General features: G+C 68.1%; 18 protein-coding genes and 1 other RNA gene. 11 read left to right on the forward strand and 8 right to left on the reverse strand.

All coding sequences use genetic code 11. The features are described 5' to 3' along the window. Window positions 1–58: 58 nt before the first annotated feature. On the reverse strand, window positions 59–1,327 hold the full coding sequence (locus ACCQ05_RS20035; protein ID WP_372392239.1) for an MFS transporter: 1,269 nt from the start codon (window positions 1,325–1,327) through the stop codon (window positions 59–61). A gap of 97 nt (window positions 1,328–1,424) precedes the next feature. Here ACCQ05_RS20035 and ACCQ05_RS20040 point away from each other — a divergent pair, with 97 nt between their 5' ends. Continuing rightward, window positions 1,425–2,312 carry a LysR family transcriptional regulator gene (locus ACCQ05_RS20040; protein WP_372392240.1) on the forward strand — a complete coding sequence of 296 codons (888 nt, stop codon included), beginning with the start codon at window positions 1,425–1,427 and terminating at the stop codon, window positions 2,310–2,312. A gap of 154 nt (window positions 2,313–2,466) precedes the next feature. Beyond that, window positions 2,467–3,135 (forward strand): VOC family protein, encoded by a 669-nt coding sequence (locus tag ACCQ05_RS20045; protein ID WP_372392242.1) that lies wholly within the window; start codon window positions 2,467–2,469, stop codon window positions 3,133–3,135. Window positions 3,136–3,469: 334 nt separating this feature from the next. On the opposite strand, the gene ACCQ05_RS20050 is transcribed toward ACCQ05_RS20045, so the two are convergent. The 3 genes from ACCQ05_RS20050 to ACCQ05_RS20060 all read right to left on the reverse strand — a co-directional run bounded on the left by ACCQ05_RS20050 (window position 3,470) and on the right by ACCQ05_RS20060 (window position 6,834). After that, a complete protein-coding gene (locus tag ACCQ05_RS20050) occupies window positions 3,470–3,919 on the reverse strand; it encodes a hypothetical protein (RefSeq protein WP_372392243.1) in 450 nt (149 codons plus the stop codon). 596 nt (window positions 3,920–4,515) lie between these two features. Beyond that, window positions 4,516–5,322 carry a TatD family hydrolase gene (locus ACCQ05_RS20055; RefSeq protein ID WP_372392244.1) on the reverse strand — a complete coding sequence of 269 codons (807 nt, stop codon included), beginning with the start codon at window positions 5,320–5,322 and terminating at the stop codon, window positions 4,516–4,518. Window positions 5,323–5,916: 594 nt separating this feature from the next. Then, window positions 5,917–6,834 (reverse strand): LysR family transcriptional regulator, encoded by a 918-nt coding sequence (locus tag ACCQ05_RS20060; protein WP_372392245.1) that lies wholly within the window; start codon window positions 6,832–6,834, stop codon window positions 5,917–5,919. A gap of 140 nt (window positions 6,835–6,974) precedes the next feature. On the opposite strand from ACCQ05_RS20060, the gene ACCQ05_RS20065 reads away from it, so the two are divergent. The 8 genes from ACCQ05_RS20065 to gvpU all read left to right on the forward strand — a co-directional run bounded on the left by ACCQ05_RS20065 (window position 6,975) and on the right by gvpU (window position 17,624). Next, the gene (locus tag ACCQ05_RS20065; RefSeq protein WP_228963395.1) at window positions 6,975–8,027 is read left to right on the forward strand and encodes a Rieske 2Fe-2S domain-containing protein; all 1,053 of its coding nucleotides are present in this window, start codon (window positions 6,975–6,977) and stop codon (window positions 8,025–8,027) included. Window positions 8,028–8,045: 18 nt separating this feature from the next. Then, the gene (locus ACCQ05_RS20070) at window positions 8,046–9,005 is read left to right on the forward strand and encodes a PDR/VanB family oxidoreductase (protein WP_372392246.1); all 960 of its coding nucleotides are present in this window, start codon (window positions 8,046–8,048) and stop codon (window positions 9,003–9,005) included. A gap of 258 nt (window positions 9,006–9,263) precedes the next feature. Next, on the forward strand, window positions 9,264–10,577 hold the full coding sequence (locus tag ACCQ05_RS20075) for an NCS2 family permease (RefSeq protein ID WP_228963391.1): 1,314 nt from the start codon (window positions 9,264–9,266) through the stop codon (window positions 10,575–10,577). A gap of 331 nt (window positions 10,578–10,908) precedes the next feature. After that, window positions 10,909–12,453, forward strand: a complete 1,545-nt coding sequence (locus tag ACCQ05_RS20080) for an adenosine deaminase family protein (RefSeq protein WP_228963389.1) — start codon at window positions 10,909–10,911, stop codon at window positions 12,451–12,453. A 149-nt stretch (window positions 12,454–12,602) separates the two neighbouring features. Continuing rightward, window positions 12,603–13,787 (forward strand): nucleoside hydrolase, encoded by a 1,185-nt coding sequence (locus ACCQ05_RS20085; RefSeq protein WP_372392247.1) that lies wholly within the window; start codon window positions 12,603–12,605, stop codon window positions 13,785–13,787. A gap of 102 nt (window positions 13,788–13,889) precedes the next feature. Continuing rightward, window positions 13,890–15,350: an AtzE family amidohydrolase gene (locus ACCQ05_RS20090; RefSeq protein ID WP_228962786.1), complete on the forward strand. Its 1,461-nt coding sequence runs from the start codon at window positions 13,890–13,892 to the stop codon at window positions 15,348–15,350. Then, window positions 15,350–16,930 carry a gamma-glutamyltransferase family protein gene (locus ACCQ05_RS20095; protein WP_372392248.1) on the forward strand — a complete coding sequence of 527 codons (1,581 nt, stop codon included), beginning with the start codon at window positions 15,350–15,352 and terminating at the stop codon, window positions 16,928–16,930. Before ACCQ05_RS20090 ends, ACCQ05_RS20095 begins: the two co-directional genes overlap by 1 nt. A 226-nt stretch (window positions 16,931–17,156) precedes the next feature. Next, window positions 17,157–17,624, forward strand: coding sequence for a gas vesicle accessory protein GvpU (gene gvpU / locus ACCQ05_RS20100; protein ID WP_104543064.1), 468 nt, complete (start codon window positions 17,157–17,159; stop codon window positions 17,622–17,624). Between the two features lie 4 nt (window positions 17,625–17,628). On the opposite strand, the gene ACCQ05_RS20105 is transcribed toward gvpU, so the two are convergent. The 3 genes from ACCQ05_RS20105 to ACCQ05_RS20115 all read right to left on the reverse strand — a co-directional run bounded on the left by ACCQ05_RS20105 (window position 17,629) and on the right by ACCQ05_RS20115 (window position 21,556). Then, window positions 17,629–17,704: non-coding RNA, sX9 sRNA (locus ACCQ05_RS20105), on the reverse strand. Window positions 17,705–18,055: 351 nt separating this feature from the next. Continuing rightward, complete coding sequence (locus ACCQ05_RS20110) at window positions 18,056–20,557, reverse strand: S9 family peptidase (RefSeq protein ID WP_372392249.1); 2,502 nt, start codon at window positions 20,555–20,557, stop codon at window positions 18,056–18,058. A 111-nt stretch (window positions 20,558–20,668) separates the two neighbouring features. Continuing rightward, a complete protein-coding gene (locus tag ACCQ05_RS20115; RefSeq protein WP_372392250.1) occupies window positions 20,669–21,556 on the reverse strand; it encodes an alpha/beta fold hydrolase in 888 nt (295 codons plus the stop codon). Window positions 21,557–21,921: 365 nt separating this feature from the next. On the opposite strand from ACCQ05_RS20115, the gene ACCQ05_RS20120 reads away from it, so the two are divergent. After that, window positions 21,922–22,863 (forward strand): LysR substrate-binding domain-containing protein, encoded by a 942-nt coding sequence (locus tag ACCQ05_RS20120; RefSeq protein WP_372394193.1) that lies wholly within the window; start codon window positions 21,922–21,924, stop codon window positions 22,861–22,863. Window positions 22,864–23,279: 416 nt separating this feature from the next. Here the strand turns inward: ACCQ05_RS20120 and ACCQ05_RS20125 are convergent, their stop codons facing one another. Next, a complete protein-coding gene (locus ACCQ05_RS20125) occupies window positions 23,280–24,173 on the reverse strand; it encodes a LysR family transcriptional regulator (RefSeq protein WP_104543058.1) in 894 nt (297 codons plus the stop codon). Between the last annotated feature and the right edge of the window lie 32 nt (window positions 24,174–24,205).

Raw genomic sequence — 24,205 nt, forward strand, 5'->3', positions numbered from 1 at the left:
GCCGAGGCGTGCCGTGGGTGCCGCTGCTGCGATCGCTGCACTGCCCTGTCGGCCTGGATCATCGGCCACGTGCTGGATGCGGCGCGAAGCGGCCGTAGGGGCGGGCATCGTCCGCGCGTTGGCGCAAGACACGCGCCGCAGCAAACGCCAGCGCCAGCAGCGTCAGGCACATGCCGACCAGCCCGGCCCACCCACCGTGCTGCCAGAACCAGCCGCCCAGCGCACCGATGACGCTGGAGCCGGCGTAATAGGCCAGCAGATACAGCGACGCGGCATGGCTGCGGTGCGCGCCACCGAGCCGGCTCACCCACGCGCTGGCCGCCGAATGGGCGATGAAAAAGCCGATCGTCAGCAATACGATGCCGGCCACCACCAGCGCCAGCACAGGCGCCAGGGTCAGCGCCACGCCGACCACACAGCACACGATGCCGGCGCTGACCACCGGCCCGCGACCGAAGCGATCCGACGCCGCGCCGGCCACCGACGAGCTGACGATGCCGAACACATACGCGCTGAAGATCAGGCCGATCTGGCTCTGGCTCAGCGCGAATTCCGGCCCGCCCAATCGGAACCCGGCGTAGTTGTAGAGACTGACGAACACGCCCATCAACAGGAACGGCAGCGCCAACAGCCACGGCAGGTTGCGGTCGCGCAGATGTCCGGCCCAGGCACGCAGGTGGAAACGCAGGTTGACCCCATGCCGGCGCACGAAATGGCGCGAGGGCGGCAACAGCCCCAGAAAGGCGAACGCGCACAGCAGGTCGAACCCGCTCAGCAGTGCCAGCGCGGTGCGCCAGTCGCTGTGGTCGGTCAGCACGCTCATCACGATGCGCCCGGTCATGCCACCGAATGCATTGCCGGCCACATACAGGCCGGTGGCCGCGCCCAGCTTGCTGGCGGGCAACTCTTCGCCCAGGTAGACCATGGCCACCGCCGGCACCCCACCCAGCGCGATGCCGGACAAGCTGCGCACCACCACCAGCGCATGCCAGTCCGGCAGGAAGGCCGCCACCAGATTGAGGACCGCGGCCAATGCGATCGAGGCGAACATCAGCCCGCGCCGGCCCAGGTTTTCCGACACCGCGCCGGCACAGAAGATCGCCAGTGCCAGGCCGCCGGTGGCCAGCGACAGCGGCAGCGAAGCCACCGCCGCATCCACGCCGAAACTGCGCGCAAATTCCGGCAGCACCGGCTGCACGCTGTACAGCAGCGAGAAGGTGGCAAAGCCGGCCAGGAACAGGGCCAGCCGGATGCGGCCGGTGGCCGGCGCGGCGGCATCGAGAACCGCGGCAGCGCTACGCAATGGGCGGGGATCGGACGAAGGCACGCGGACTTGGGGGAAACGTGGGACGGCGAGTATTCGCCCGCCATCACCCCCTGTCCAATATATGATGCTTGCAGTTGCCATATATGAAACAGATGCCATGGAGCTGCGTCACCTGCGCTATTTCCTTGCGGTTGCCGAAGAGGGCAACTTCACCCGAGCGGCCGTGCGGGTCGGTATCGGCCAGCCGCCGCTCAGCCAGCAGATCCAGACCCTGGAGCGCGAACTGGGCACGCCGCTGTTTCGCCGCACCCACAGTGGTGCCGAGCTGACCCCCGCCGGCGAGGCCTTCCTGGGCGAGGTGCGCCGGGTATTGGCCGATGTGGAACACGCCGCCGAAACCGCCCGGCGCGTGGCGCGCGGAGAATCGGGCCGCTTGCGCATGGGCTTCACCGCCTCGGCGGCCTTCAGCCCGGTGGTGCCGCGGCTGATCCGCGATTTCCGCCGGCAGTGGCCGCAGGTGGAGTTGCTGCTGGAAGAGACCAACACCGCCAGCCTGCTGGTGGGGCTGGCCGAAGGCCGCCTGGATGCGGCCTTCGTGCGCTATGGGTTGAGCACCCCGCCGGACCTGCACCTGCTGCGCTTTGCCGATGAGCCGATGAAGATCGCGGTGCCGGCCGCGCACCCGCTGGCCGCCCGCAACAGCGCACCGCTGGCCGCGCTGGCCGGCGAACCCTTCATTCTGTTTCCGCGCAGCTTCGGCTCCAGCCTGTACGACGAGATCCTGGCGGCCTGCCGCGAATCCGGCGTGACCTTGCGCATCACCCAGGAAGCACCGCAGATGTCCTCGATCATCAACCTGGTCGCTGCCGAACTGGGCGTGTCGGTAGTGCCTGCCTCCACCGCGCAATTGCAGCGTCCGGGCGTGCGTTACCTGGATATCGATGGGCGCATGCCGCTGGCGCGGCTGGCGCTGGCGGCGGCCCCCGGCGCGCTGGAGGATGCGCCATTGGTGCGCCATCTGTGGGCGTTAGCGGAAGCGATCTGAGCGCTGCTGCGCCGGCGACGCCACGCCCCAGGCACTAGCATCGCGACCGAACACCACGACAACGGCGCGCCGTTGCAGGACTCACCACGCGCCTCTTGACCTCAACTGCGATTGAGGTTGTCCAATGCAGGCCCCTCCCATCGACTTGACTGCCATGCATCTTCGTCATCTCGTCCTGCCCTGCCTGGACCCCGATCTCACCCTGCGTTTCTATCGCGACGTGCTGCAGCTGACGCCGCACGGCAACAGCGTGCGCATTGGCTGGAGCACGCTGGAATGCGTGCAGGCGCAACATCCGGTGGGCAGCATGCACCTGGCCTTCAACGTGGCCCCGTCGCGGTTCGAAGCCGCTGCGCACTGGATCGGCGCACGCGCCACGCTGTTGAGCGACCCGCAGGGGCGGCAACGTTTTGCGCTGGATGGCGTATGGCAATCGCAGTCGGTGTATTTTTCCGGCCCGGATGGTGCGGTGCTGGAGTTGATCGCCCGCAACGCGTTGCAGCAGGCAGCCACCGGCCAGGGCGCGTTTCATGGCGAAGAATTGTTGTGCCTGAGCGAGATCGGCCTGCCCAGCAACAACGTGGCGACCGTCATCCGCAGCCTTGGGCATCACTTCGGCGTGCAGCCCTTCGCACCCGCCGTGGACGGCTTCGCCGCGCTGGGCGACGACCATGGTCTGTTGATCGTGGTGGACCAGGCGCGTCGCTGGTTTCCGCAGCAGCGTCAGCTACCCTGGGCAGACGGCGTGCGCGTGAGCGTGGATGCGCCCCAGCCCGGCCTGCATCTGCGCGATGCGCAAGGGTGGGAGCTACTGGCGGCTTAGAGCGGCGAGCAAACCATGCATAACCATCAGCCGCATGCGGCCGATGCCCGCAATTGGCATTCACCATGCAAAGGCATCGGTTTCTGTGCGTCGCCCCTCCTGGCTGACGACGCCTCGTCAGGCTCTGTCAGACGGCGCTTCATGCGGCCAGTCCAGGTGGATGGCCCCAATCACAGCCAGACCCACGCTTGGGCACTGCTGTTGTGATGGCGCTACAAGGCCACATGCGAGATGGCGGAACCCGCCTGGCCGGTCGGGCATCCAGGGCTCGCGTCGGGCAAGCATTGCGCCGCCTCGATCGTCGAGGCGACGCAATCCACGCCCCGTCCTCGCGTTACAGGTAGTACCAGCTCACCCGGGCGGTCATCCCTCCGGCGCCGTACGACTCCACCGCCACCGTCATGACCGGGTTGCCACGGGCACGGCCACCAACGTAGAAACACTTGACGTATTGGAAACCGCGCTTGGCCGGACATTGGCCGTTCGCGTAGCCGACACGCTCGCCAACGATCACCATTTCGTTTGCGGCAGTCAGACGCATCCGGTCCCAGTAAGCATCGGTGTCGGCATTGTTGCAGCCGCTGATCTCGCCCCCGACCTTGGAGTCGTTGTACCAGCTCGTTGCCGCGCAGTTGGCGAGGCGTTTGACGGCGGTAGCCCGATAGGACAGGTCTCCCTTGACTTTCAATGTATCCGCATATGCGGCGGTCACGCCGCCTAGCGTGAGAGTGAGCACTGCAGCCACGGCGAACACGCCGCGCTTCAGATAGCGGGAGGTGCGCATGATCTCTTCCTTTCAGTGCGATGGGCCGATTGCCCGGCAGTGACGTTGGACATGCGCCGTGACCGCACGAAGACCGGGAAATGACCGAGCCATCTCATCCGCTTGCGGCGTTTCGATCCTGGCCACGGACCGCACTGCATATCCCCTTTCATATCGGGAACATGCCCAATCTCGAACCGCACCTTGATATCTGCATGCATCCTGGTCTCTCCACCGGCAGGACCAATCGCCAACACCGATGCCGCACTGCGCGACGATTGGTGAATACGGCGGCATGCATAAGCCGCCATGTCAGCGATAAATGCATTGCGTGCTGCTCCACGCTGCAGCGCGTGCGCCATCGGCAAGCCAAGCGGCCATCGCCTCACTGCGCACGGATGGAGAAGTATACCTGCGGTCCTGTGCTGCCGCTGGTAGCTCGCTCGCTCAACACCACATCGCACGAGCGCCGTTTCGCGCCATGCATGGCAAGGCCGCTGGACTGCCGCCCGCATTGGCAAACCGATGCATGGCGCGTCACTGTATCGATGTTCGGGGCATCTTCATCCCGGCATTGCACTTGCGCAGTGACGCGGCCGCTGCGCATGGCCGCTGACTCAATCGGCTGCGACAGAGACCGGCAGACGGAAGAAACTGCGCGCCGCCGCCGTGCTGTTGGCGGCGGTCACGGCGACCGTTTCGCCACGGTCGCGTGCCAGCTCCTCGACGATATGCGACAGGAACATCGGCTCGTTGCGGCGGTCCTTGGGCATGGGCTTGAGCGTGCGTGGCAGCAGGTAAGGCGCGTCGGTTTCGATCATCAACCGGTTGGCGGGGATGTTGCGTACCAGTTCGCGCAGGTGCGCGCCACGGCGCTCGTCGCACAGCCACCCGGTGATGCCGATGTAGTAATCGCGATCGAGATAGGCGAACAGTTCTTCGCGCGTGCCGGTGAAGCAATGCACCACGGCCGCACCCAGCTTGCCGTCGAAACTGCGCATGATCGACAGGAAATCCTCGTGCGCATCGCGCTGGTGCAGGAACAGCGGCTTGCCGTTGTCGGCCGCCAGCTGCAGTTGACGTTCGAAGGCCTTGTGCTGGGCCGGGCGCGGCGCGAAATCGCGAAAGTAATCCAGCCCGCATTCGCCCACGGCCACCACCTGCGGATGCGCGTGCAGGGTACGCATTTCCGTTTCGCATTCGGCGGTGAATTCCACCGCATGATGCGGATGCACGCCGGCGGTGGCATACAGGAAACCGGGATGCTGCTGCGCCAGCTGCAGCGCCAGCGGCGAATGCTCGCGACTGGCGCCGGTGACCACCAGCTGCGACACCCCGGCCTCGCGGGCGCGTTGCAGCACCGCTTCGCGATCGCGGTCGAAGGAGTCGTGGGTAAGGTTCGCGCCGATATCGATCAATTGCATGGTGCGGGTGTGGCCTGAAAGAGCAGAGACGATTGTACTGGGTGGGCATTGCCCTCATCCGCCCTGCGGGCACCTTCTCCCGCAGGCGGGAGAAGGAACAGCTGCTGCGGCATCTGCATGCTGTTGGTGGTATCGGCAGCTGTGGGTGGTATCGGCAGCTGTGGGTGGTATCGGCAGCTGTGGGTGGTATCGGCGGCTGTTGGTGGTCTGCGCGCGCGGCAGGCAATGTCTGCAGACTCTCGTCAGCGTCTGCACGCTCTGTACGTACCCGAACACGGCTGACAGCACTGCATGGCACCCGCAGCGCCTGCACACCATCGCCCTGCAGCGCGTGCGTCGTCGTTCCCCTCTCCCACCCGCAGGAGAGAGGCAGGGGTGAGGGCCGCTTGCACAACACACTCACCCCACCGCCGGCACCGCCATCGATCTTCGCCGCCAGCATCTGGATCACCATCTGCGCCGAGCGCGACAGCCGTTGCGGCGGAGCCACGCACAGCGCCAGCGTCCACGCCATCGGCCTGCACGAACGCACCGCCGTTCCCCTCTCCCGCCTGCGGGAGAGGGGCAGGGGTGAGGGCCGCCTGTACAACACACTCACCCCACCACCGGCACCGCCATCGCATCGATCTTCGCCGCCAGCGCCTGGATCGCCAGCTGCGCCGAGCGCGAGAGTTGCCGTTGCGGGGCCACGCACAGCGCCAGCGTCATCGGCTTGGTCAGGTGCTGGCGGAATGGGACGAAGGCCAGGCGTCCGTCGGCCACGTCGGGTGCGGCGTCCAGCCACGACATCAGGCCCACGCCGGCACCGGCACGCACCAGGCCGCGCAGGGTGCGCACGTCGTTGCAGTGGGTGAGCCGCTTCACATCGATGTGTTGGCGCTGGTACAGCACCTTGGCATGCTCGCCCACGATCAGCGGCGCGGCCGGCAGCAGCAGGCGGTGCTCCAGCGTTTCGCTCAGCTGCAAGTCGTTGCGGCCGCTCAGCGGGTGACCTACCGGCATGGCAATGCCCAACGGAATGTCGGCGAATGCGCGCACCTCCAGGTCCACGCTGCTCACCGGGTCCAGCAGCAGGCCGATGTCCACATCGGCGGAAGTCACCATCTCCATCACCCGCTGGTTGCGCGCGGTGGACAGGTTGAAGGTGATGCCCGGGTACTCCTGCACCAGCGATGCGACCGCCTCCGGGACCACGCCCTCGCTAAGCGCGTCGATCATGGCGATCTCCACATGGCCGCGGCGCAGCCCCTTGAGCTCGTCGAAGCGCTCCAGCGTGCGCGCATACGCCTTCTCCCAGCCGCGCACATCCACCAATAGCAGCTCGCCGGCGGCAGTGAGCCGCAGCCGCCCGGGCAGGCGCTCGAACAGCTGCGCACCCAACTCTTCCTCGGCCTTGAGGATCTGCCGGTCGATTGCCGAGGCCGAGACGTGCAGCACCTCCGAGGCCTTGCGGATGCTGCCGCAGCGGGCCACTTCGATGAAGTAACGGGTGAAGCGGGAGAAGGTCAGCATGGGGTGGGACTCGCGTGGCGTTGCATTTTTTGCAATGGCTGGACGGAAAAACGATGTTTGATCACACACCCCCGGCTTCCTAGAGTCAATCCAGGCCCCTGCGACGGGTGCCGCTCCCGCCTCACGCCAGAGACCGCCCCATGGATGTCGCCGTCCCCGCCCTGCCCCTGCACTGCACCTTCGCCGCCGCCGACTGGCAGCGCCTGGCCCAGCACTGGCACGCGGTGGCGCTGAGCAGCGAGGTGGGGCAGGCGCCGTTCAAGGCCACCCTGCTGGACGAGCCGCTGGTGCTGTACCGCCTGGGCAGCGAACTGGTGGCCGCGCGCGATGTCTGCCCGCACCGCGGAGTGCCGCTGAGCATGGGCACGGCCGATGGTGGCGGCGTGGTCTGCGCCTACCACGGGCTGCGCTTCGGCGCGGGCGGGCGCTGCAATCACATTCCGGCCAGTCCCACGCAGAACATCCCGGCCCGGATGCGCCTGCACACCTATGCGGTGGCCGAGCGCTACGGCCTGATCTGGGTGTGCCTGGCCAAACCGGCCGGGGTGGGCGAGGCCGAGGTGCAGATCCCGCCGATGCCGGGTTGGGACGAGGACGGCTTCCAGCAGATCGTGTGCCCGGCCTTCGACATCGCCGGCAGCGCGGCGCGGCAGCTGGAAGGCTTCATCGACGTGGCGCACTTCGCCTTCGTGCATACCGCCACGTTCGCCCAGCCGGACAAGCGCGAAGTGCCGGCCTACACCACCACCGAAACGCCGACCGGCTTCAACGCCGATTACCTCAGCAGCGTGGCCAATTATTCGGTGGACATGCCGCTGCCGGACGTGGACCCGAGCTTCCAGTGGCTGCGCCACTTCGAGGTGCATCTGCCGTTCACCGCCACGCTCACCATCCACTTCCCGGTGCCGGGTAAGCGGCTGGTGATCATGAATGCCGCCAGCCCGGTGTCCAAGCACAAGACCCGCCTGCTGGTGCCGATCGCGCGCAACTTCGACACCCATCTGCCGGTGGAGGACGTGCATGCCTTCAACCTGCGCGTGTTCGAGGAAGACCGCGCCATGGTGGAAGCGCAACGCCCCGAATACCTGCCGCTGGACCCGCTGCTGGAGGTGCATATCCCGGCCGACCGCAGCTCGATCGCCTACCGCCGTGGCCTGCGCAGCCAGGGCTATAGCGATTTCTTCCTGCGCTGACCGCCAAAGGAGCGCGCCATGAGCCTGCATGAAGTGCGTGTTGCCGCCGTGGCCGAGCAAGGCCACCGCCAGCGTGCGATCCGCCTGGAGCCGATCGGCAACGAGTTGCCCGCGTTCGAGGCCGGCGCGCACGTGGACCTGCATCTGCCGGATGGCTTGATCCGCCAGTATTCGATCGCCAGCGCGCCGCATGTGCGCGATCACTATGTGCTATGCGTCAAGCTGGCCGATGCCTCGCGCGGCGGCTCGCGGCATCTGTGCGAACGGCTCAGTACCGGCGACCGGCTACGCATCTCCAGCCCGCGCAACCTGTTTCCGCTGCATCCGGGCGAGCGGCATGTGCTGCTGGCCGCCGGGATCGGCATCACCCCACTGCTGTCCATGGCCGAAGCGCTGGAAGCGCGCGGCGAGGCCTTCGTGTTGCATTACTACGCGCGTCGGCACGCCGACGTGGCCTTCAGGCAGCGGCTGCAGCAAGGCTTCGTGCACGGCCAGGTACATCTGCACCTGAGCGATGGCGGGCAGAGCCCACGCGTGCATGTGCCCGAGGAACTCGGCCAGGCACGCGCGCACGATCAGCTGTACCTGTGCGGGCCGGCCGCCTTCATGGATCACTTCACGCAGCTGGCCCGGGCGCATGGATGGAGCGCTGCGCAGCTGCATCGCGAACACTTCGCTGCCACCGATGCCAGTCACGGCCACACGGCGGATCGCGCCTTCGAAGTGGAGCTGGCCGCCAGCGGCCGCGTGCTGCAGGTGCCGGCCGATTGCAGCATCGCCAACGCCTTGCTGGATGCCGGGATCGAGGTGCCGCTGTCCTGCGAGCAGGGCATGTGCGGGGCCTGCCTGACCGGTGTGATCGCCGGTGTCCCCGATCACCGCGACAGCGTGCTCGGCGATGCCGAACGCGCCAGCAATACGCAGATCACCCTGTGCTGCTCGCGCAGCCGCTCGCCGCGCCTGGTGCTGGATCTTTGAACCGGCAACATCGTGCGCGCACCGCATGCGTTGCACAGGTCCCGGCAGGCCGCGCACCGCTCCCCGGCCCCGGCCATCCCGATGCACGACGGCGATCACGCGCGGCAATGGCCCACGGCGCTGGCAAATCCGCACGCACAAGGCAAGATGGGCAGCCTGCATCCACGGGCCGCGCTCTGGATGCCCTGCGTTGAAGAGAGCCTTGCCGATGCCTGCCTGCCATGAGATCCCCTTGTTCCATCGTGAGGCCGCACGCTGATGCGCTGGCCCGGATTCGCGCTGGCCGCCAACGGCAGCACTGCGCGCACGGAGCTGCTGGCCGGCGCCACCACCTTCCTGACGATGGCGTACATCGTCTTCGTCAACCCCGACATCCTGGCCACCACCGGCATGGACCATGGCGCGGTGTTCGTGGCGACCTGCCTGGCCGCGGCGCTGGGCTCGCTGCTGATGGGCGTGCTGGCCAACTACCCGATCGGCATGGCGCCGGGCATGGGCCTGAATGCGTTCTTCGCCTTCACCGTGGTGGGCGCGCTGGGTTACAGCTGGCAACAGACGCTGGGGCTGGTGTTCGTTTCCGGCTGCCTGTTCCTGCTGCTGACCGTCACCGGCGCGCGGCGCTGGTTGGTGGACGGCATTCCGGCCACGTTGCGCAGCGCAATCGCGGCCGGCATCGGCCTGTTTCTGGCGCTCATCGGCCTGCAGAAGGCCGGGCTGGTGGTGGCGCATCCGCAGACCTTGCTGACGCTGGGCGACCTGCATCGGCCCGAACCGCTGCTGGCGTTGGCCGGGCTGCTGTTGATCGGCGTGCTGGAAGCACGACGCGTGCGGGGGGCGATGTTGCTCGGCATCCTGGCCGTCACCACCGCGGCGCTGGCGCTGGGCCTGGTGCGCTACCAGGGCGTGCTGTCGCTGCCGCCCAGCCTGGCGCCGACGCTGCTGCAGCTGGATATCGCCGGCGCGCTGCACGGCCATGGCGGCAGCGGTGCGCTTGCGGCGGTGCTGCATGTGGTGCTGGTGTTCGTGCTGGTGGAGATGTTCGATGCCACCGGCACCTTGATGGGCGTGGCGCAGCGCGCCGGCCTGCTGCGCACGCAGGCGCAGCGCCGGCAGTTCGACCGCGCGCTGCTGGCCGACAGCACCGCCATCCTGGCCGGTTCGTTGCTCGGTACCTCCAGCACCACCGCCTACGTGGAAAGCGCCGCCGGCGTGCAGGTGGGCGGGCGCACCGGCCTGACCGCGCTGGTGGTCGCCGGCTTGTTCCTGCTGGCGCTGCTGTTCTCGCCATTGGCGGCCATGGTGCCGGCGTATGCCACCGCGCCGGCACTGATCTATCTGGCCTCGGTGATGCTGCGCGAGTGCACGCAGATCCAGTGGGACGATGTCGGCGAAGCGTTGCCGGCGGCGATCTGCATGCTCGCCATGCCGCTCACCTACTCCATCGCCACCGGTCTGGCGCTGGGCTTCATCACCTACGCAGCGCTCAGGCTGGGCAGCGGCCGCTGGCGCGGTGTGCACCCGGCCACCTGGGCGATCGCCGGCTTGTTCGTGCTGCGCTATGCGCTGGAATGAGCCGATGCTGGCATGCGCAGATGCGTGCTCGCGCAATCGCGCCGCATATGGTCGTCACGGGCGCTGCATGGCACGCGCGACCGTGATTGCCTGGCGCGCGAACAAGGCTGCCGGCAGCGTGGTGCGGGGCGTCGGGCAGCGCCTGCGCAGGGTCGGTGATGCGGTGTGCGCCAGCCCTCCGGCTGGCATCGCGCACGCCATCGTGCCGGCATGGCCGCATGCCTGTCTCCGCCTTGCCTGCGGGCCGTCGCCTGCGCTTCACTGCATGGCGTCGTTGCGCAGACGCCTGCAGCCACCCGGCCCCCTGATGTCTTTATCGAGTTCATCCCGCATGTCGCCTCTGCATCGTTATCTGATCCTGAGTCTTTGCGCGTTGTTGCCCTGCATCGCCCAGGCACGCACGGTTCCCGCTCCTGCGCAGCAGCGCGAGCAGCAGGTGGCGCAGCTGTTCCACGCCGCCGCCGCGCAACCTGCACAGCTGCGCGCCTGGCTGCAGGCCATGCCCAAGGGCGGCGACCTGCACAACCACCTGTCCGGCTCGGTGTATGCCGAGGACTACCTGCAGTGGGCCAGCGAAGACGGCGCCTGCGTGCAGCTGGATGACCTGAGCCTGCATGCGCCGCCCTGCGGCAAGGGGCAGGAGCCGGCCAGCGGCCTGGCCGCCCGCAATGCAGCGTTGTACGGGCGGGTGGTGGATGCCTTGTCGATGCGCCGGTTCCTGCCCACTGCCGCGCAGCCCAGCGGGCACGGCCAGTTCTTCGGCAGCTTCGGCAAGTTCGATGCGGTGGTGCGGGCGCGTGTGGCCGATACCGTGGCCGCGGTACTCGACCAGGCCGCGCGCGATCGCGTGCCCTACGTGGAAATCATCGCCAATCCGCCGCAGATGGAGCAGGCCGCACAACGCATGCAGGCACTGCCCTGGCACGGCGATGACGACAGCGCCAACCTGGCCGCCCTGCAGCAGGCGTTGCCGCCGCTGGTGCAGGCCGCACAGGCGGCGCTGGCCGACACCGATGCGCAGGTGCGCCGCGTGCTGCGCTGCGACCAGGCCGATGCGCGCCCCGGCTGCCGGGTCGCCTATCGCTATGTGCCGTATGTGTTGCGCGTGCTGCCGCAGCCGGCGGTGTTCGGGCAGATGGCGCTGGCCCATGCGCTGGTGACCGCCGGTGGCAGCCGCGCGGTGGCGGTGAACATCGTTGCGCCCGAAGACAACCCGGTGGCGCTGGCCGACTACACGCGGCATATGGCGATGTTCGGCTTCTTCGCCACGCGCTATCCAGGCGTTGCGCTGTCCCTGCATGCTGGCGAGCTGACCCTGGGGCTGGTGCCGCCGGCACAATTGCGCTCGCATATCCGTCAGGCGGTGGACGTTGGCGCACGCCGTATCGGCCATGGCGTGGACCTGCCCTACGAGGACGATGCCGAGGCGCTGCTGCAACAGATGCGCCGCAAACAGGTGGCGGTGGAGATCAACCTCACCAGCAACGATGTGATTCTAGGGATCAAGGGCGCCGCGCACCCGTTGTCGATGTATCTGCGCGCAGGCGTGCCGGTGGTGCTGTCCACCGACGATGCCGGCGTGTCGCGTGCGGACATGACCCACGAATACCAACGCGCCATGCAGGAACAGGGCATCGACTACCCCACGCTCAAGCAGCTGGCGCGCAATGGCCTGACCTACAGCTTCCTGCCCGGTGTCAGCCTGTGGGCTGCCGATGGCAGTGCCGTGCAGGCCTGCCGCAACGCACTGCAACGCGAGGCAGACGATGCCGGCTGCCGCGCCTTTCGCCAGGCCAGCGAGAAGGCGCGGCTGCAATGGCAGCTGGAACTCGACCTGGCGCAGTACGAGCGCTCGCTGCTGGCGCAGCGCAGCTAGCGCTGGCAGCGGCACCCGTCACTCGGGAGCGCGCCCTTGCGCGAACAGGCTTCACCCGCGAACGCCACCTCGCGCGCAGGCATGTTCCTCCTCACGCAACGTCCGCTCCATCTCCGCTGCACCACATTCCACTCCACGACCGAAGCGCAATGACCGACCCCAACGCCGCCCCATCCAGACGCCGCGTCATCCTCGAAGACGACATCGATGGCTTCACGCCTGCGCATGTCCTGCTGTTGCAATCGCCCGAGGTCGAGGTGCTCGGCATCAGTGCGGTGAGCGGCAATATCTGGCGCGACGAAGTGCTGGCCCATACCTGCCGCCTGCTGGAACTGGCCGGCCACCCGCAGATTCCGGTGCTGCCGGGTCCGGTGCATCCACTGCTCAACAGCGAGGCCGCCACCGAGCGCTGGGAAGCGCTGTACGGCAAGCTGGTCTGGAAAGGTGCGTGGACGCGGCAGTGGGTGGATGGGGATACCGTGCAGAGCGCGCCGCGCTACCACGCGCACGACGTGGTGCCCGACCTGGCATTGGGCAATCCCAGCGTGGTGCGCCCGGCCGACGAACCGGCCGCGTTGTCCATGCTGCGCATGGTGCGCCAGTACCCGGGCGAGGTGAGCATCGTTGCCACCGGCCCGTTGACCAATCTGGCGCTGGCGCAATCGCTGGACCCGGCGTTCGCCACCCTGGCACGCGAACTGGTCTACATGGGCGGCAGCCTCAATCCAAGGCAGCAGCGCAACAGCGTCAGTGCGCGGCAGTTCGCGCGCGAGTTCGTCCATTCGCCCCGCCGCGAATTCAATATCCGCTGGGATCCGGAAGCGGCCCGCATCGTCATGCACGCCCCGTGGCGCAGGATCACCATGGTGCCGGTGGATCCTTCCACCGCCACCGAACTCACCCCGCACCTGCTCGCGCGCATGAGCGCCGCCGACACCGTGATCGGGCAGGCGCTGCGGCGGCGCGAGCCGGGTTTTCCGATGTGGGACGAACTGGCCACGGCGTTATGGCTGCGCCCCGAGCTGGCAACCCGTACCGAAACCCTTTACGTCGACACCAACACCGCCTTCGACGCCGGCTATGGCGACATCCTGTCATGGGCACCGGGCTACCAGCCGGGCCTGGGCGAGCAGGCGCAACGCGTGGTGCATGCGGTGGATGTGGAGGCGTTCGAGCAGTTGTTGATCGACCGCCTCACTGCGCCGCAGCCGCCAGCAGTCGGGTTGCCGCTCCCCCTTCTCCCGCCGGGAGAAGGTGCTCGAAGGGCGGATGAGGGGACGCCAGCCGATAAAAATGCGATGCCCGCTGAGTACGACAACGAGCCAGCGGCATGAGCCGCTGACACACCTCCAACTCCCGGGGCACCCTCACCCCAACCCCTCTCCCGGCGGGAGAGGGGCCCGACCCGCACCAGCACCAGCAACCCAAGGTGACCCATGCAACTCCCAGCGCAGTGGCAAGCCGGCATCGATCGCAATACCGACATCCTGCGCGGCCATGCGCACCTGTTGAGCAGTTTCAACCCACCACGTGCCGCGGGCCATGACACCGCCGGCCCACGTGGCCAGATCGCGGCCATCGTTGCCACCTCGCGTAGCCAGCCCGCGCAGATCGCGCGCCTGGCCACCCAGACACTGGCGCGCATCCACCAGGCCAACGACCGCCTGTGCGCGATCACCCGCCTGCTGCCGGCACGCGCCGCCGCCGATGCCGCGCGTGTGCAATCGGCGCTGAGCGGTGGCGGCGATGGCGGTGCGCTGGCGGGCGTGCCGTTCGTGGTCAAGGACCTGTTCGATGTCGCCGGCCAGGTCACCACCGCCGGCGCGGCGGTACGCGCGCACTGCGCGCCGGCCCACCGCGATGCGGCGGTGGTGCAACGCCTGAGCGATGCCGGTGCGGTGCTGGTCGGCACTGCCAACATGGACGAATTCGCCTACGGCTTTGCCACCGTCAACGCGCACCACGGCACCACCGCCAATCCGCACGACTACCAGCATCTGGCCGGCGGCTCCTCGGGTGGCTCGGCGGCAGCGGTGGCGGCGGGGCTGGTGCCGTTCGCGCTGGGTTCGGACACCAACGGCTCGATCCGCGTGCCCGCCGCGCTGTGCGGCGTGTATGGCCTGCGCCCGACGCATGGCGCAATTCCGCTGGAGGGCGTGTTTCCCTTCGTCGATGCGCTGGACGTGGTGGGGCCGTTCGCGACCTGCGTGGCCGACCTGCGCCGCGTGCAGGAGGTGTTGCTCGGACAGCCGATTGCAGCCTGCACTGCCAACACCCTGCGCATCGCCCGGCTTGGCGGCTGGTTCCAGCGCAATCTCGATCCCGAACTGGAGGCTGGCCTGGGCGCGCTGCTGCAGGCCTGCAACAGCAACGCGGTGGTCGAATTGCCGGAAGCCGAGCGCGCACGTGCGGCGGCCTTCGTGCTGACCGCCGCCGAAGGCGGCCACCGTCATCGCGCCGCCCTCGCAACGCAGGCCGAGCAGTTCGACCCGGCCACGCGCGACCGTCTGCTGGCCGGGCTGCAGCTGCCGGCCAGCGCGGTGGCCGATGCGCAGGCCTTCGCCCGTTGGTTCGCTACCGCGATGCGGGCGCTGTGGGACGAGGTGGATGTGTTGATCGCGCCAGCCACGCCGTGCGTGGCGCCGCGCATCGACCAGGACACCATCCAGATCGACGGCCTGTCGGTCTCGGCACGCGCCAACCTGGGCATCTTCACCCAGCCGCTCGGCCTGGCCGGATGCCCGGTGCTGGCCGCGCCACTGCCGCGTCCGGGCCGCCTGCCGTTAGGCGTACAGCTGATCGCCGCGCCCGGCCGCGAAGACCGCCTGTTCGCCCTCGCCGCGCAGCTCGAACGCGATGGGCACCTGGCCTTCAGCCCGCCGGCGGAGGGCCAGTGATGCTGCAGACCTTGCGCGCCTGCCGCGGCATGGTGGTGGCACCGCATCACCTGGCCGCGCAGGCCGGCCGCGATGTGCTGCGCGACGGCGGCACCGCCATCGAAGCGGCGGTTGCCACCGCCGCCTGCCTGGCGGTGGTGTATCCCCACATGACCGGTATCGGCGGCGACGGCTTCTGGCTGATTCGCGAGCCGGATGGCCACGTCCACGCCATCGACGCCTGCGGCCGCGCCGCGCGTGCAGCGACCCTGGACTACTACGCCGGCCAGGCCGGCATCCCCTGGCGCGGTCCCGCTGCGGCCAATACCGTGGCCGGCACCGTCTCCGGCTGGGCATTGGCGCTGCAACGGGCCGATGGCCGGCTGCCGCTGCAGCGCCTGCTCGCCGATGCCATCCATCACGCCGCCGCCGGTGTTCCGGTCACCGCCGGCGGCGCCCAGATAGCGGCCGACAAGGGCGGCGAACTGCGCTGCCAGCCCGGCGCCTACGCACGCATCTTCGAACCCCACGGCGTGCCCCTGCGCGAGGGCGTGCTGCTGCAGCAACCGCAGCTGGCAGACACCCTGCAGCGGTTGGCCGACGCCGGCCTGGACGGTTTCTATCGCGGTGCACTCGCCGCCGACATCGCCGCCGACCTGTATGCGCTCGGCAGCCCGCTGCATGCCGACGACCTGGCCGCGCACAGCGCCGATCGCAGCGTGCCGTTGTCGGTGGGCATTGCCGGCGCACGCGTCTACAACCACGCCCCACCCACCCAGGGCCTGGCCTCGCTGCTGATCCTGGCGTTGTTCGACCGCCTGCAGGTGACCCAGACCGACAGCCTTGCGCATGTGCACGGCCTGGTCGAAGCCACCAAGCAGGCCTTTCTGATCCGCGATGCGCATATCGGCGACCCGGCGTGGATGACGCTGGACGCGCAGGCACTGCTGGACGACAGCGCCGCGCTCGACGCGCTGGCCGCACGCATCGACATGACCCGCGCCCTGCCCTGGCCGCAACCCTCGCAGGCCGGCGACACGGTCTGGTTCGGCGCCATCGATGCCGCCGGGCGTGCGGTCAGCTGCATCCAGTCCACCTACTTCGAGTTCGGCTCCGGCCTGGTGCTGCCACGCACCGGCATCACCTGGCAGAACCGCGGCTGCAGCTTCCGCCTGGCGGCGGACGGCTGGAACGCGCTCGCCCCGGGGCGCAAACCGTTCCACACCCTCAACCCGGCGCTGGCCAGCTTCGACGATGGCCGCGTCATGGCCTACGGCACCATGGGCGGCGAAGGCCAACCTCAGACCCAGGCCGCGCTGTTTTCGCGTTACGCCCGCTTCGACATGCCGCTGCAGCAGGCGATCACGGCGCCGCGCTGGTTGCTCGGCCGCACCTGGGGCGAGAACAGCACCACGCTGAAGCTGGAAGACCGCTTCGATCCGGCGCTGGTGCAGGCCTTGCGCGAGGCCGGGCACGCGGTGGAACTGCTGCCTGCCTACACCGCGGTGATGGGGCATGCCGGTGCCCTGGTGCGGCAGGCCGATGGCGTGATCAGCGGCGCGAGCGATCCGCGCTCGGACGGCGCCGTTGCAGGGTGGTGAGCACGGCGAGCGGTGTGCCACACGATGGCATGGCCTGCCGAAGCGATCCCGCGCGCATCCGGGGCAGGCGTCGATCCATCACAACACGGTGCTTTCGTCGCTGCCCGAGCGAACCCGGCCGCAGTCACTGCAGGAGGACGTGTGCCATGCTTGCGCACACCATGGCCGGTGACCTAGATCCGGCATGGACATGACGCGTCGTCGAATCCACCTAGAGGAGAGCAACATGACAGACCAGGATCAACATCAACCGTCGCTGGAAGACGTCAAGCTGGCGTTCGACGGCCAGAGCGTGGATTGGTACCTGCAGAAGCTGGTCGGCATTGCCAACGCTTCCAATACGCAGTTCGGCATCACCCTGTTCGTGGAGGGCGTGGTCGTCTCGGGCCAGCTGGTGAGCGGCAAGCAATACTTCGAAGCCTTCGCGCAGGAATTTTCTGCGGCGTTTCCCGGCAGCGACGAGGAGAAGGAAGACATTCGTCTTGCATTCGCCAGCCATGCCAGCATTTACGACGCCGCCGCCGACGATGACGACGGCCAGCAGAGCAGCGCACCGCCGCAGTTCATCCACCTGATCGATGCGCGTTGCTTCTCACCCGGCGGCCAGCCGCTGCCCAGCAACCGTGGCGTGCTCTGGCGCGGCAAGGTCAATGCGGTGTCCGGTTTCACCCTGGGCTCGCTGTCCGCCGACTAAGAGCGGCTAACAAAACGTAGCGAGCGGTCGTCAGGTGGGTGCGGACGGCGCTGAGGAACCGCAGTGTACGAGTGGTACATGCCGCACCGAGCACCGACCGTGCCCGCTTGGCGGCCGCGCAGTCGTTTTGCTAGCTGCTCTAAGAGGGTGATGCGGCCCCAGGTGATGCGAGGTACCGATCACGTCACCCGGCGGCCAAGGCATCGCTGCGATCGCATTGCTGCAAGCTCGGCTTTCCGCAGCCTGGCGCACACCCGCTGCGCAGCGCATGGCCGGTGGCATCACCGGCCATGCGATGGCTCGCGACCAGGCGCGCGCCCTGCAGATGGGCCAGGAGCGCGCCTTGACCAGCAGCATCGGCGCGCAAGCAACGCCCCACTCCCGCACCGACGCCATCGCGGTGTCAGTCAGCCTGCTCCAGGGTAGCGGGCCTAGCGATCCTGCGTGCTGCCGGCACCGCGTGGCGGCGCATTCTTTACGTAACGGTCAAACCAATCCAGCATCTCGGCCACCACGTCTTCTGTGGATTCGCGTGCGCTGTACCAGTGCGGCTCGAAGGGCAGCAGCACCAGGCGCGCGGTGCCACCGTTGCCGCGGATGGCCTGAAACAGGCGTGGAGCCTGGGTGGTTTCGGTACCGGGGTTGGCATCGTCCATGCCATGCACGATCAACAAGGGCTCGTCGATCTTGTCGGCGTGGAAGAACGCGGAGGCTTGCGCATAGACCTCCGGTGCGGCCCAGAACGAACGACGCTCGTTCTGGAATCCAAATGGCGTCAGCGTCTTGTTGTAGCTGCCGCTGGTGGCGGCACCTGCGCGGAACAGATCGGTATGCGCCAGCAGATTGGCCGTCATCAACGCGCCGTGGCTATGTCCGGTGACGCCGATGCGTTGACGGTCGACGACCCCCAACTCCACCGCCTTGTCCACCGCAGCGGTGGCATCGTCCACCAGCTGCTGCAGATAGGTGTCGTAGGCGGTCTTGGGGTCGCCCACGATGGGGAAAGCGGCATTGTCGATGATGGCGTAACCGGCCAGCAACAAGAGCTGGTAGTAGCCCAGACGGGTGAACTCGCGCTCGCTGGCGCCGCTGACCTGGCCGGCCTTGGAGGGGTCGGCATAGTCGAGCGGGTAGGCATACAGGATCGCCGGTACGCGCGTGCCTTCCTGGTAGCCGGGCGGCGTGTACAGGGTGAACGACAAGTCCACGCCGTCCTTGCGCTTGTAGCTCACCAGACGCTTCTTGATCTGCCGCACCAGCGGGGTCGGATCGGGGAACCGGGTGATCTGCGTCGCGGTGGACGCAACGACAGCCTCGCCTGCGGCCGCAGCCGATAGCGGTTGGCCCAGGGTGCGCAGATACACGTTGGGCGGATCGGTCAGCGACTGATGCCAGGTCAGCAGGCGCGACACATCGTCGCCGGCAAATCCGAAGAACACCTCGTCCACCTGGGCATCGCTGCGGAACAGCCGCCGGGTCTTGCCGGTGGCAAGCTCATAACGATCCAGGAACGGCCGGTCGCCGGCCGGCGAGGCGCCTTGCCCACTCAGGAACAACGCGCCCTGGGTCTGGCGCAGCACGGACTGGCCGTTGGCGAGCACCTGCATTTCAGGCAGGCCGGGATCGGCGTACAGATCGTCGGTGGACAGGTCGAACAACACCCGTCCGCCAGCGGCAGGGCGGTCGACATCCACCAGCGTGGTCCGCCGCCAATGGCGGTTTTCGTCGTACTCGTCCAGTAACGCCTGCCCGCCGTCGGCGAACCAGGACAGGCCTGCATACCGCTGCTGCACGCGCCCCAGCTCGCGCGGCCTGGCGGTAAACGGTGCCGCCAGCGTCATCAACCTGTCGCGTGCGGGCACGCTGGTTTTCCAGTCGCCGCCGTCCAGTGCCTCGGCCCACACCAGCGTGGCCGGCTGATTGGCGCGCCAGGAGTAGGCGCGGGGGCCGGTCGCCACACCCTGCACCGGCACCCGGTCTGCAACCGGCAGAGTGGCCAGCACACGTTCACCGCCAGTTTCCAGATCCAGCACCGCGATAGCGTGGGCGAACCGCGTATAGGTGGTGACATAGGAATACGGCGCCTTCAACCGTTCCACCAGCACATGCCGGCCATCCGGCGCGCCGTCGACCGTGTCGTACACCGCCGGGGTCCCAAGCTTGCGTTGGCGACCGCTCGCCGCATCCACCGTGACGAGTTGTGCGGTGGCGTAATAGGTGAACAACGCCTCGTCCTCTGGACTGGACAGCGTATCGCGGGCTTCGTAGGTACTGCTTTCACCCTTGCCCTGGATGGTTTCCTTGACCTCCGGGCCCGGCGGCAGCGCAGGCTTGCGTGGTGCGGGGCCCAGCTCGCGCGGCACGGTCTTCAGCAGCAGGGTGTCGCTGCCGCCCAGCCATTGGATCTCGCCCCCAAGCACAGGGTTGAGCTGCACATCGTCGATCCTGCGGACCTGTCCGGTGGCGGTGTCTCCCACCCAGAGTTCGACACGGTCGGCGGCGGTGTTGTTGAAGGCGAAGCGGCGCCCGTCGGGCGACCACACCGGCAACGCCGGGCAGGCGTCGGCCGGCAGGGCCACGGCCGTCTGCGTGCCGGTGGCAATGTCCATCAGGCTGAAACCCTGCAGGCAGGCGCGAATGCCGTAGCCGTTGGACATGTCGTGGCGGCTATGCGTGCGCGGCTCCACCCGCACGCCGGCGAGCTTGAGATAGGGCTCGGCCAGCCGTGCGATCGGCGGATACGGGTTCCGCTGCACCAGCAGCAAGGTCCTGCCGGTGGGATCCAGCCGCGGCGATGGATTGAGCGGTGCACGCATCACGCTCAACAACGGCTCCGGCGGCTGTCGGTAGCCGCCCTCCGCGGTGCCTGCGAACGCAGGTGCTGGCAAGAGGCTGACGAGCAACAACCCTATCCATCGGTGCGAGGTGGCCATGCGGGACTTGTCGGAGGAGAGTGGCGGCACGCTAGCACGCACAACTGCCACCTCCCTGCGCGCGTGCGCACCTCTGTCGCCGCTTTCGCATGCCAGGCACCGGTGCCCGGATTACGCCGATCCACCGAGCGCACGCGACAGGAAATCACGCAGGTACGCCGCAATCTCCGCCGCATGCGTTTCCAGCGCGAAGTGGCCGGTGTCCAGCAGGTGCACTTCGGCGTTCGGCAGATCGGTGCGATAGGCCTGCGCGCCGGCCGGCACGAAGGCCGGATCGTGCCGGCCCCACACCGCCAGCAACGGCGGCTGATGGGCGCGGAAATACGCATGGAACGCGGGGTAGGCCTGCAGGTTGCTGCGGTAGTCCAGGATCAGGTCCAGCTGGATTTCTTCGGCACCCGGGCGCGCCATGTAGGCGATGTCCAGGGTGTAGCCGTCGGGCGAGAGCCTGCTCGGATCGGCACCGGTGCCGTACTGCCACTCACGGATGGTCTGCGCCGACAGCGAGGCACGGCAGGCCTGGCGGTTGGCGTCCGTCGGCTCGCGCCAGTACGCCTGCCAGGCATCCCATTGATCGCTGAAACCCTCCAGATAGGCATTGCCGTTCTGGCTGACGATGGCACTGACCTTGTGCGGGTTTGCCGCTGCCAGCCGCAGGCCCACCGGCGCGCCGTAGTCGAAGACATACAGCGCATAGCGGTCCAGGCCCAGCGCCTCGGTGAAGCCTTCGATCACCTTGTAGAGCGCCTCGAAGGTGTAGTCGAACTGCCCACGCGGCGGCGCCTTGGTCATGCCGAAACCAGGCAGGTCCGGCGCGATCAGGCGGTACTGGCTTGCCAGCAACGGCATCAGGTCGCGGAACATATGGCTGGCGCTGGGAAAGCCATGCAGCAGCAATAGCACCGGTGCATCCTGGCGCCCGGCTTCGCGGTAGAACACGTGGACATCGCCGACCTGTTGGGTGCGATAGCGGACACGCTGGGTGGGATCGTGGGACATGCTGTCTCCTGCAAGGGGTGGGACATGGCGGCCAGGCGTGTCGGCCGCCCGCAGTACGCCGGCACCCAAGGCCAGCGCGGTGCCGATCCAGGACGCGCGCAGGACACTGCGGCGCTCGCGCAGTGCCGGAACGTCGTGTGGAGTGAACGCGGTGCGTGACTCGGCGGGCATGGGATCCGGCAAGGGCGTGTGGAATGGTGGCCATGCTAGGTGCGCCGGCATGGCGCGAGAACCACCGTGGGGTTGAATGGAGCATTGCGTGGCGCGCAATGCCGCGCCCGGCGGTTGCGCTCGCATGCATGTAGGGCAGACGCACCTTGGCGGCTCGCTCACTGCGGGCTGCTAGGCTTCGCGCCTTGTCGAAGGTGATGGTCGAGCGCGAGGCATCGGTGGATCGCATCCAGGAAATGACGCTATTCGCGGCGCTGGCCGAGCAGGCGAGCTTTGCCGGGGTGGCGCGCAAGCTCGGCATTTCCACCGCCACGGTCACCCGCACCATCGCGCAGCTGGAGCGCCGTCTCGGCGTGCTGCTGGTGGTCCGCAGCACCCGCAGCATGCGGCTCACCGAAGCCGGCCAGCAGTACGCCAGCGATTGCCGGCGCCTGCTGAGCGAGCTGGACGAGCTGGAGACGCGCGCGGCCGGGATGCACGCACTGCCTGGCGGCGTACTCACGGTGACCGCACCGCAGATGTTCGGCGCCCTGCACGTGATGCCGGTGGTGACACGCTTCCTGCAGCGCTACCCGCAGGTGCAGGTGCGCGCCGTCCTGCTGGATCGGGTGATGGCGCTGCTGGATGAGGGCATCGATGTCGCCGTGCGGATCGGTGCATTGCCCGACTCGTCGCTGACCGCCATCCCGGTCGGCAGCGTGCGCCGCATGGTGTGCGCCACGCCCGGTTATCTGCGCACGCACGGCATTCCGCTGCATCCGGATGCGCTGATGCAACACGCCACCGTGGCGATCTCGTCGGCCGAGCGCGCACCGCGCTGGCCGTTCCGGGTGGATGGCCGCGAGCATCTGGTGGATGTGGGCGCGCGGCTCAGCGTCAGCGCCTCCAACGCCGCCATCCACGCCGCACTGCAGGGTTGGGGGCTGACCCAGGTGCCGTCCTACCAGGTGCGCGAGTACCTGCGCAGCGGGCAACTCGCCTGCGTGCTGGAAGGGTTCGAAATCGCGCCGGAACCGGTGCATGTGGTGCATGTGGAAGGACGTCGCGGCTCGTCGAAGGTGCGCCGCTTCGTCGACGAGTGCGTCGACGCATTACGCCAGGAACTTGGCGAGGCGCCTCCGGCCGGAGGGACGTAACGCTGCATCGGGCTGCAATCAACAGCGCCACGCACAGCGACATCGAACCCACCGCGCCCCAGCGCTGGCGCGTATCTGCAACCGCATCACGCGGTGCTGTATCGGTGGCAACGGTATTGGCTGGCATCACGGGGCCTCACAAGAACGTGCAGAACGACCTCGCGCCACCGGCATGACGGATGGCCGGGGACGAGGTCTGGGAATGGAATGGCAGCCGATGTCGGGCATCGGCTTCGGGCCGGCAACAGGACGACCGCGCAGTCTGGCTGTGCTGGCGCGCGGCGTGGTGGAGGCGAAGATTACGTAGGCCGCCGCCGGCGATAAAGATCGATCAGCCGCACGGGCCTATGAGGCGCACTCATGAGCCGTGCCTTGTCCTGACCGGTACGCGCGCCGTTGCGATGCTGCGCGCGGCATCACCCTTTGTAGCGCAGCGCGTCCAGCACCAGATTGAATGCCGGCGAAGAGTGCCGGCGGCTGGGATAGAACGCATGCAGGCCCGGCCAGGTCGGCGACCAGTCCTGCATCAGCCAGCGCAGCCGCCCGGCCTCCAGATGCGGGCGCACCAGGTCTTCCTGCACGAACGCAATGCCGAAACCGTCCAGTGCCGCATCCAGCGCTTCGTAGATCCCGTTGAAGATGAGCTGCCCCTCCACGCGCACGATGACTTCGCGGCCATCTTTTTCCAGCTCCCAGGCATACAGCCCGCCGGCGCTCTTCATGCGCAGGTTGATGCAGGTGTGGGCGGTCAGATCCTGCGGCGTGGTCGGCACCGGCCTGCGCGCAAGATAGGCAGGCGAGGCCACCAGCGCCATGCGCATGTCCGGCGCGATACGTGCGGCAATCATGTCCTTTTCCACCTGGTCGCCCAGGCGCACGCCCAGATCGTACCGGTCGGCCACGATATCGGTCAGGCCGTTGTCCACCACCAGCTCCAGCTTGATGTCCGGGTACTGGCGCAGCAGCACGGCCAGCCGCGGCCACAGGATTTCGCGCGCAGCATAGTCGGTGGCGGTGATGCGCACGCTGCCGGACGGGGTCTCGCGCATCACGCTCAGTGCCGACAGCGCTTCCTCGATCTCGGCGAACCGCGGTGCCACGGTCTGGATCAGGCGCTCGCCCGCCTCGGTCGGCGCCACGCTGCGGGTGGTGCGGGTGAGCAGTCGCAGCCCCAGCGTTGCTTCCAGCCCGCGGATGGTGTGGCTGAGCGCCGATTGCGATACGCCCAGCGTGGCCGCGGCACGCGTGAAGCTGCCTTCCCGCACGATGGCGATCAGCGCCAGCAGATCCTTGAAATTATCGCGTGCCATTGGTGAATCCGATTCATGCTCTGCAGGACTGT

It is taken from the genome of Xanthomonas sp. NCPPB 3582 (genome assembly GCF_041475735.2).
GTDB lineage: Bacteria > Pseudomonadota > Gammaproteobacteria > Xanthomonadales > Xanthomonadaceae > Xanthomonas > Xanthomonas codiaei.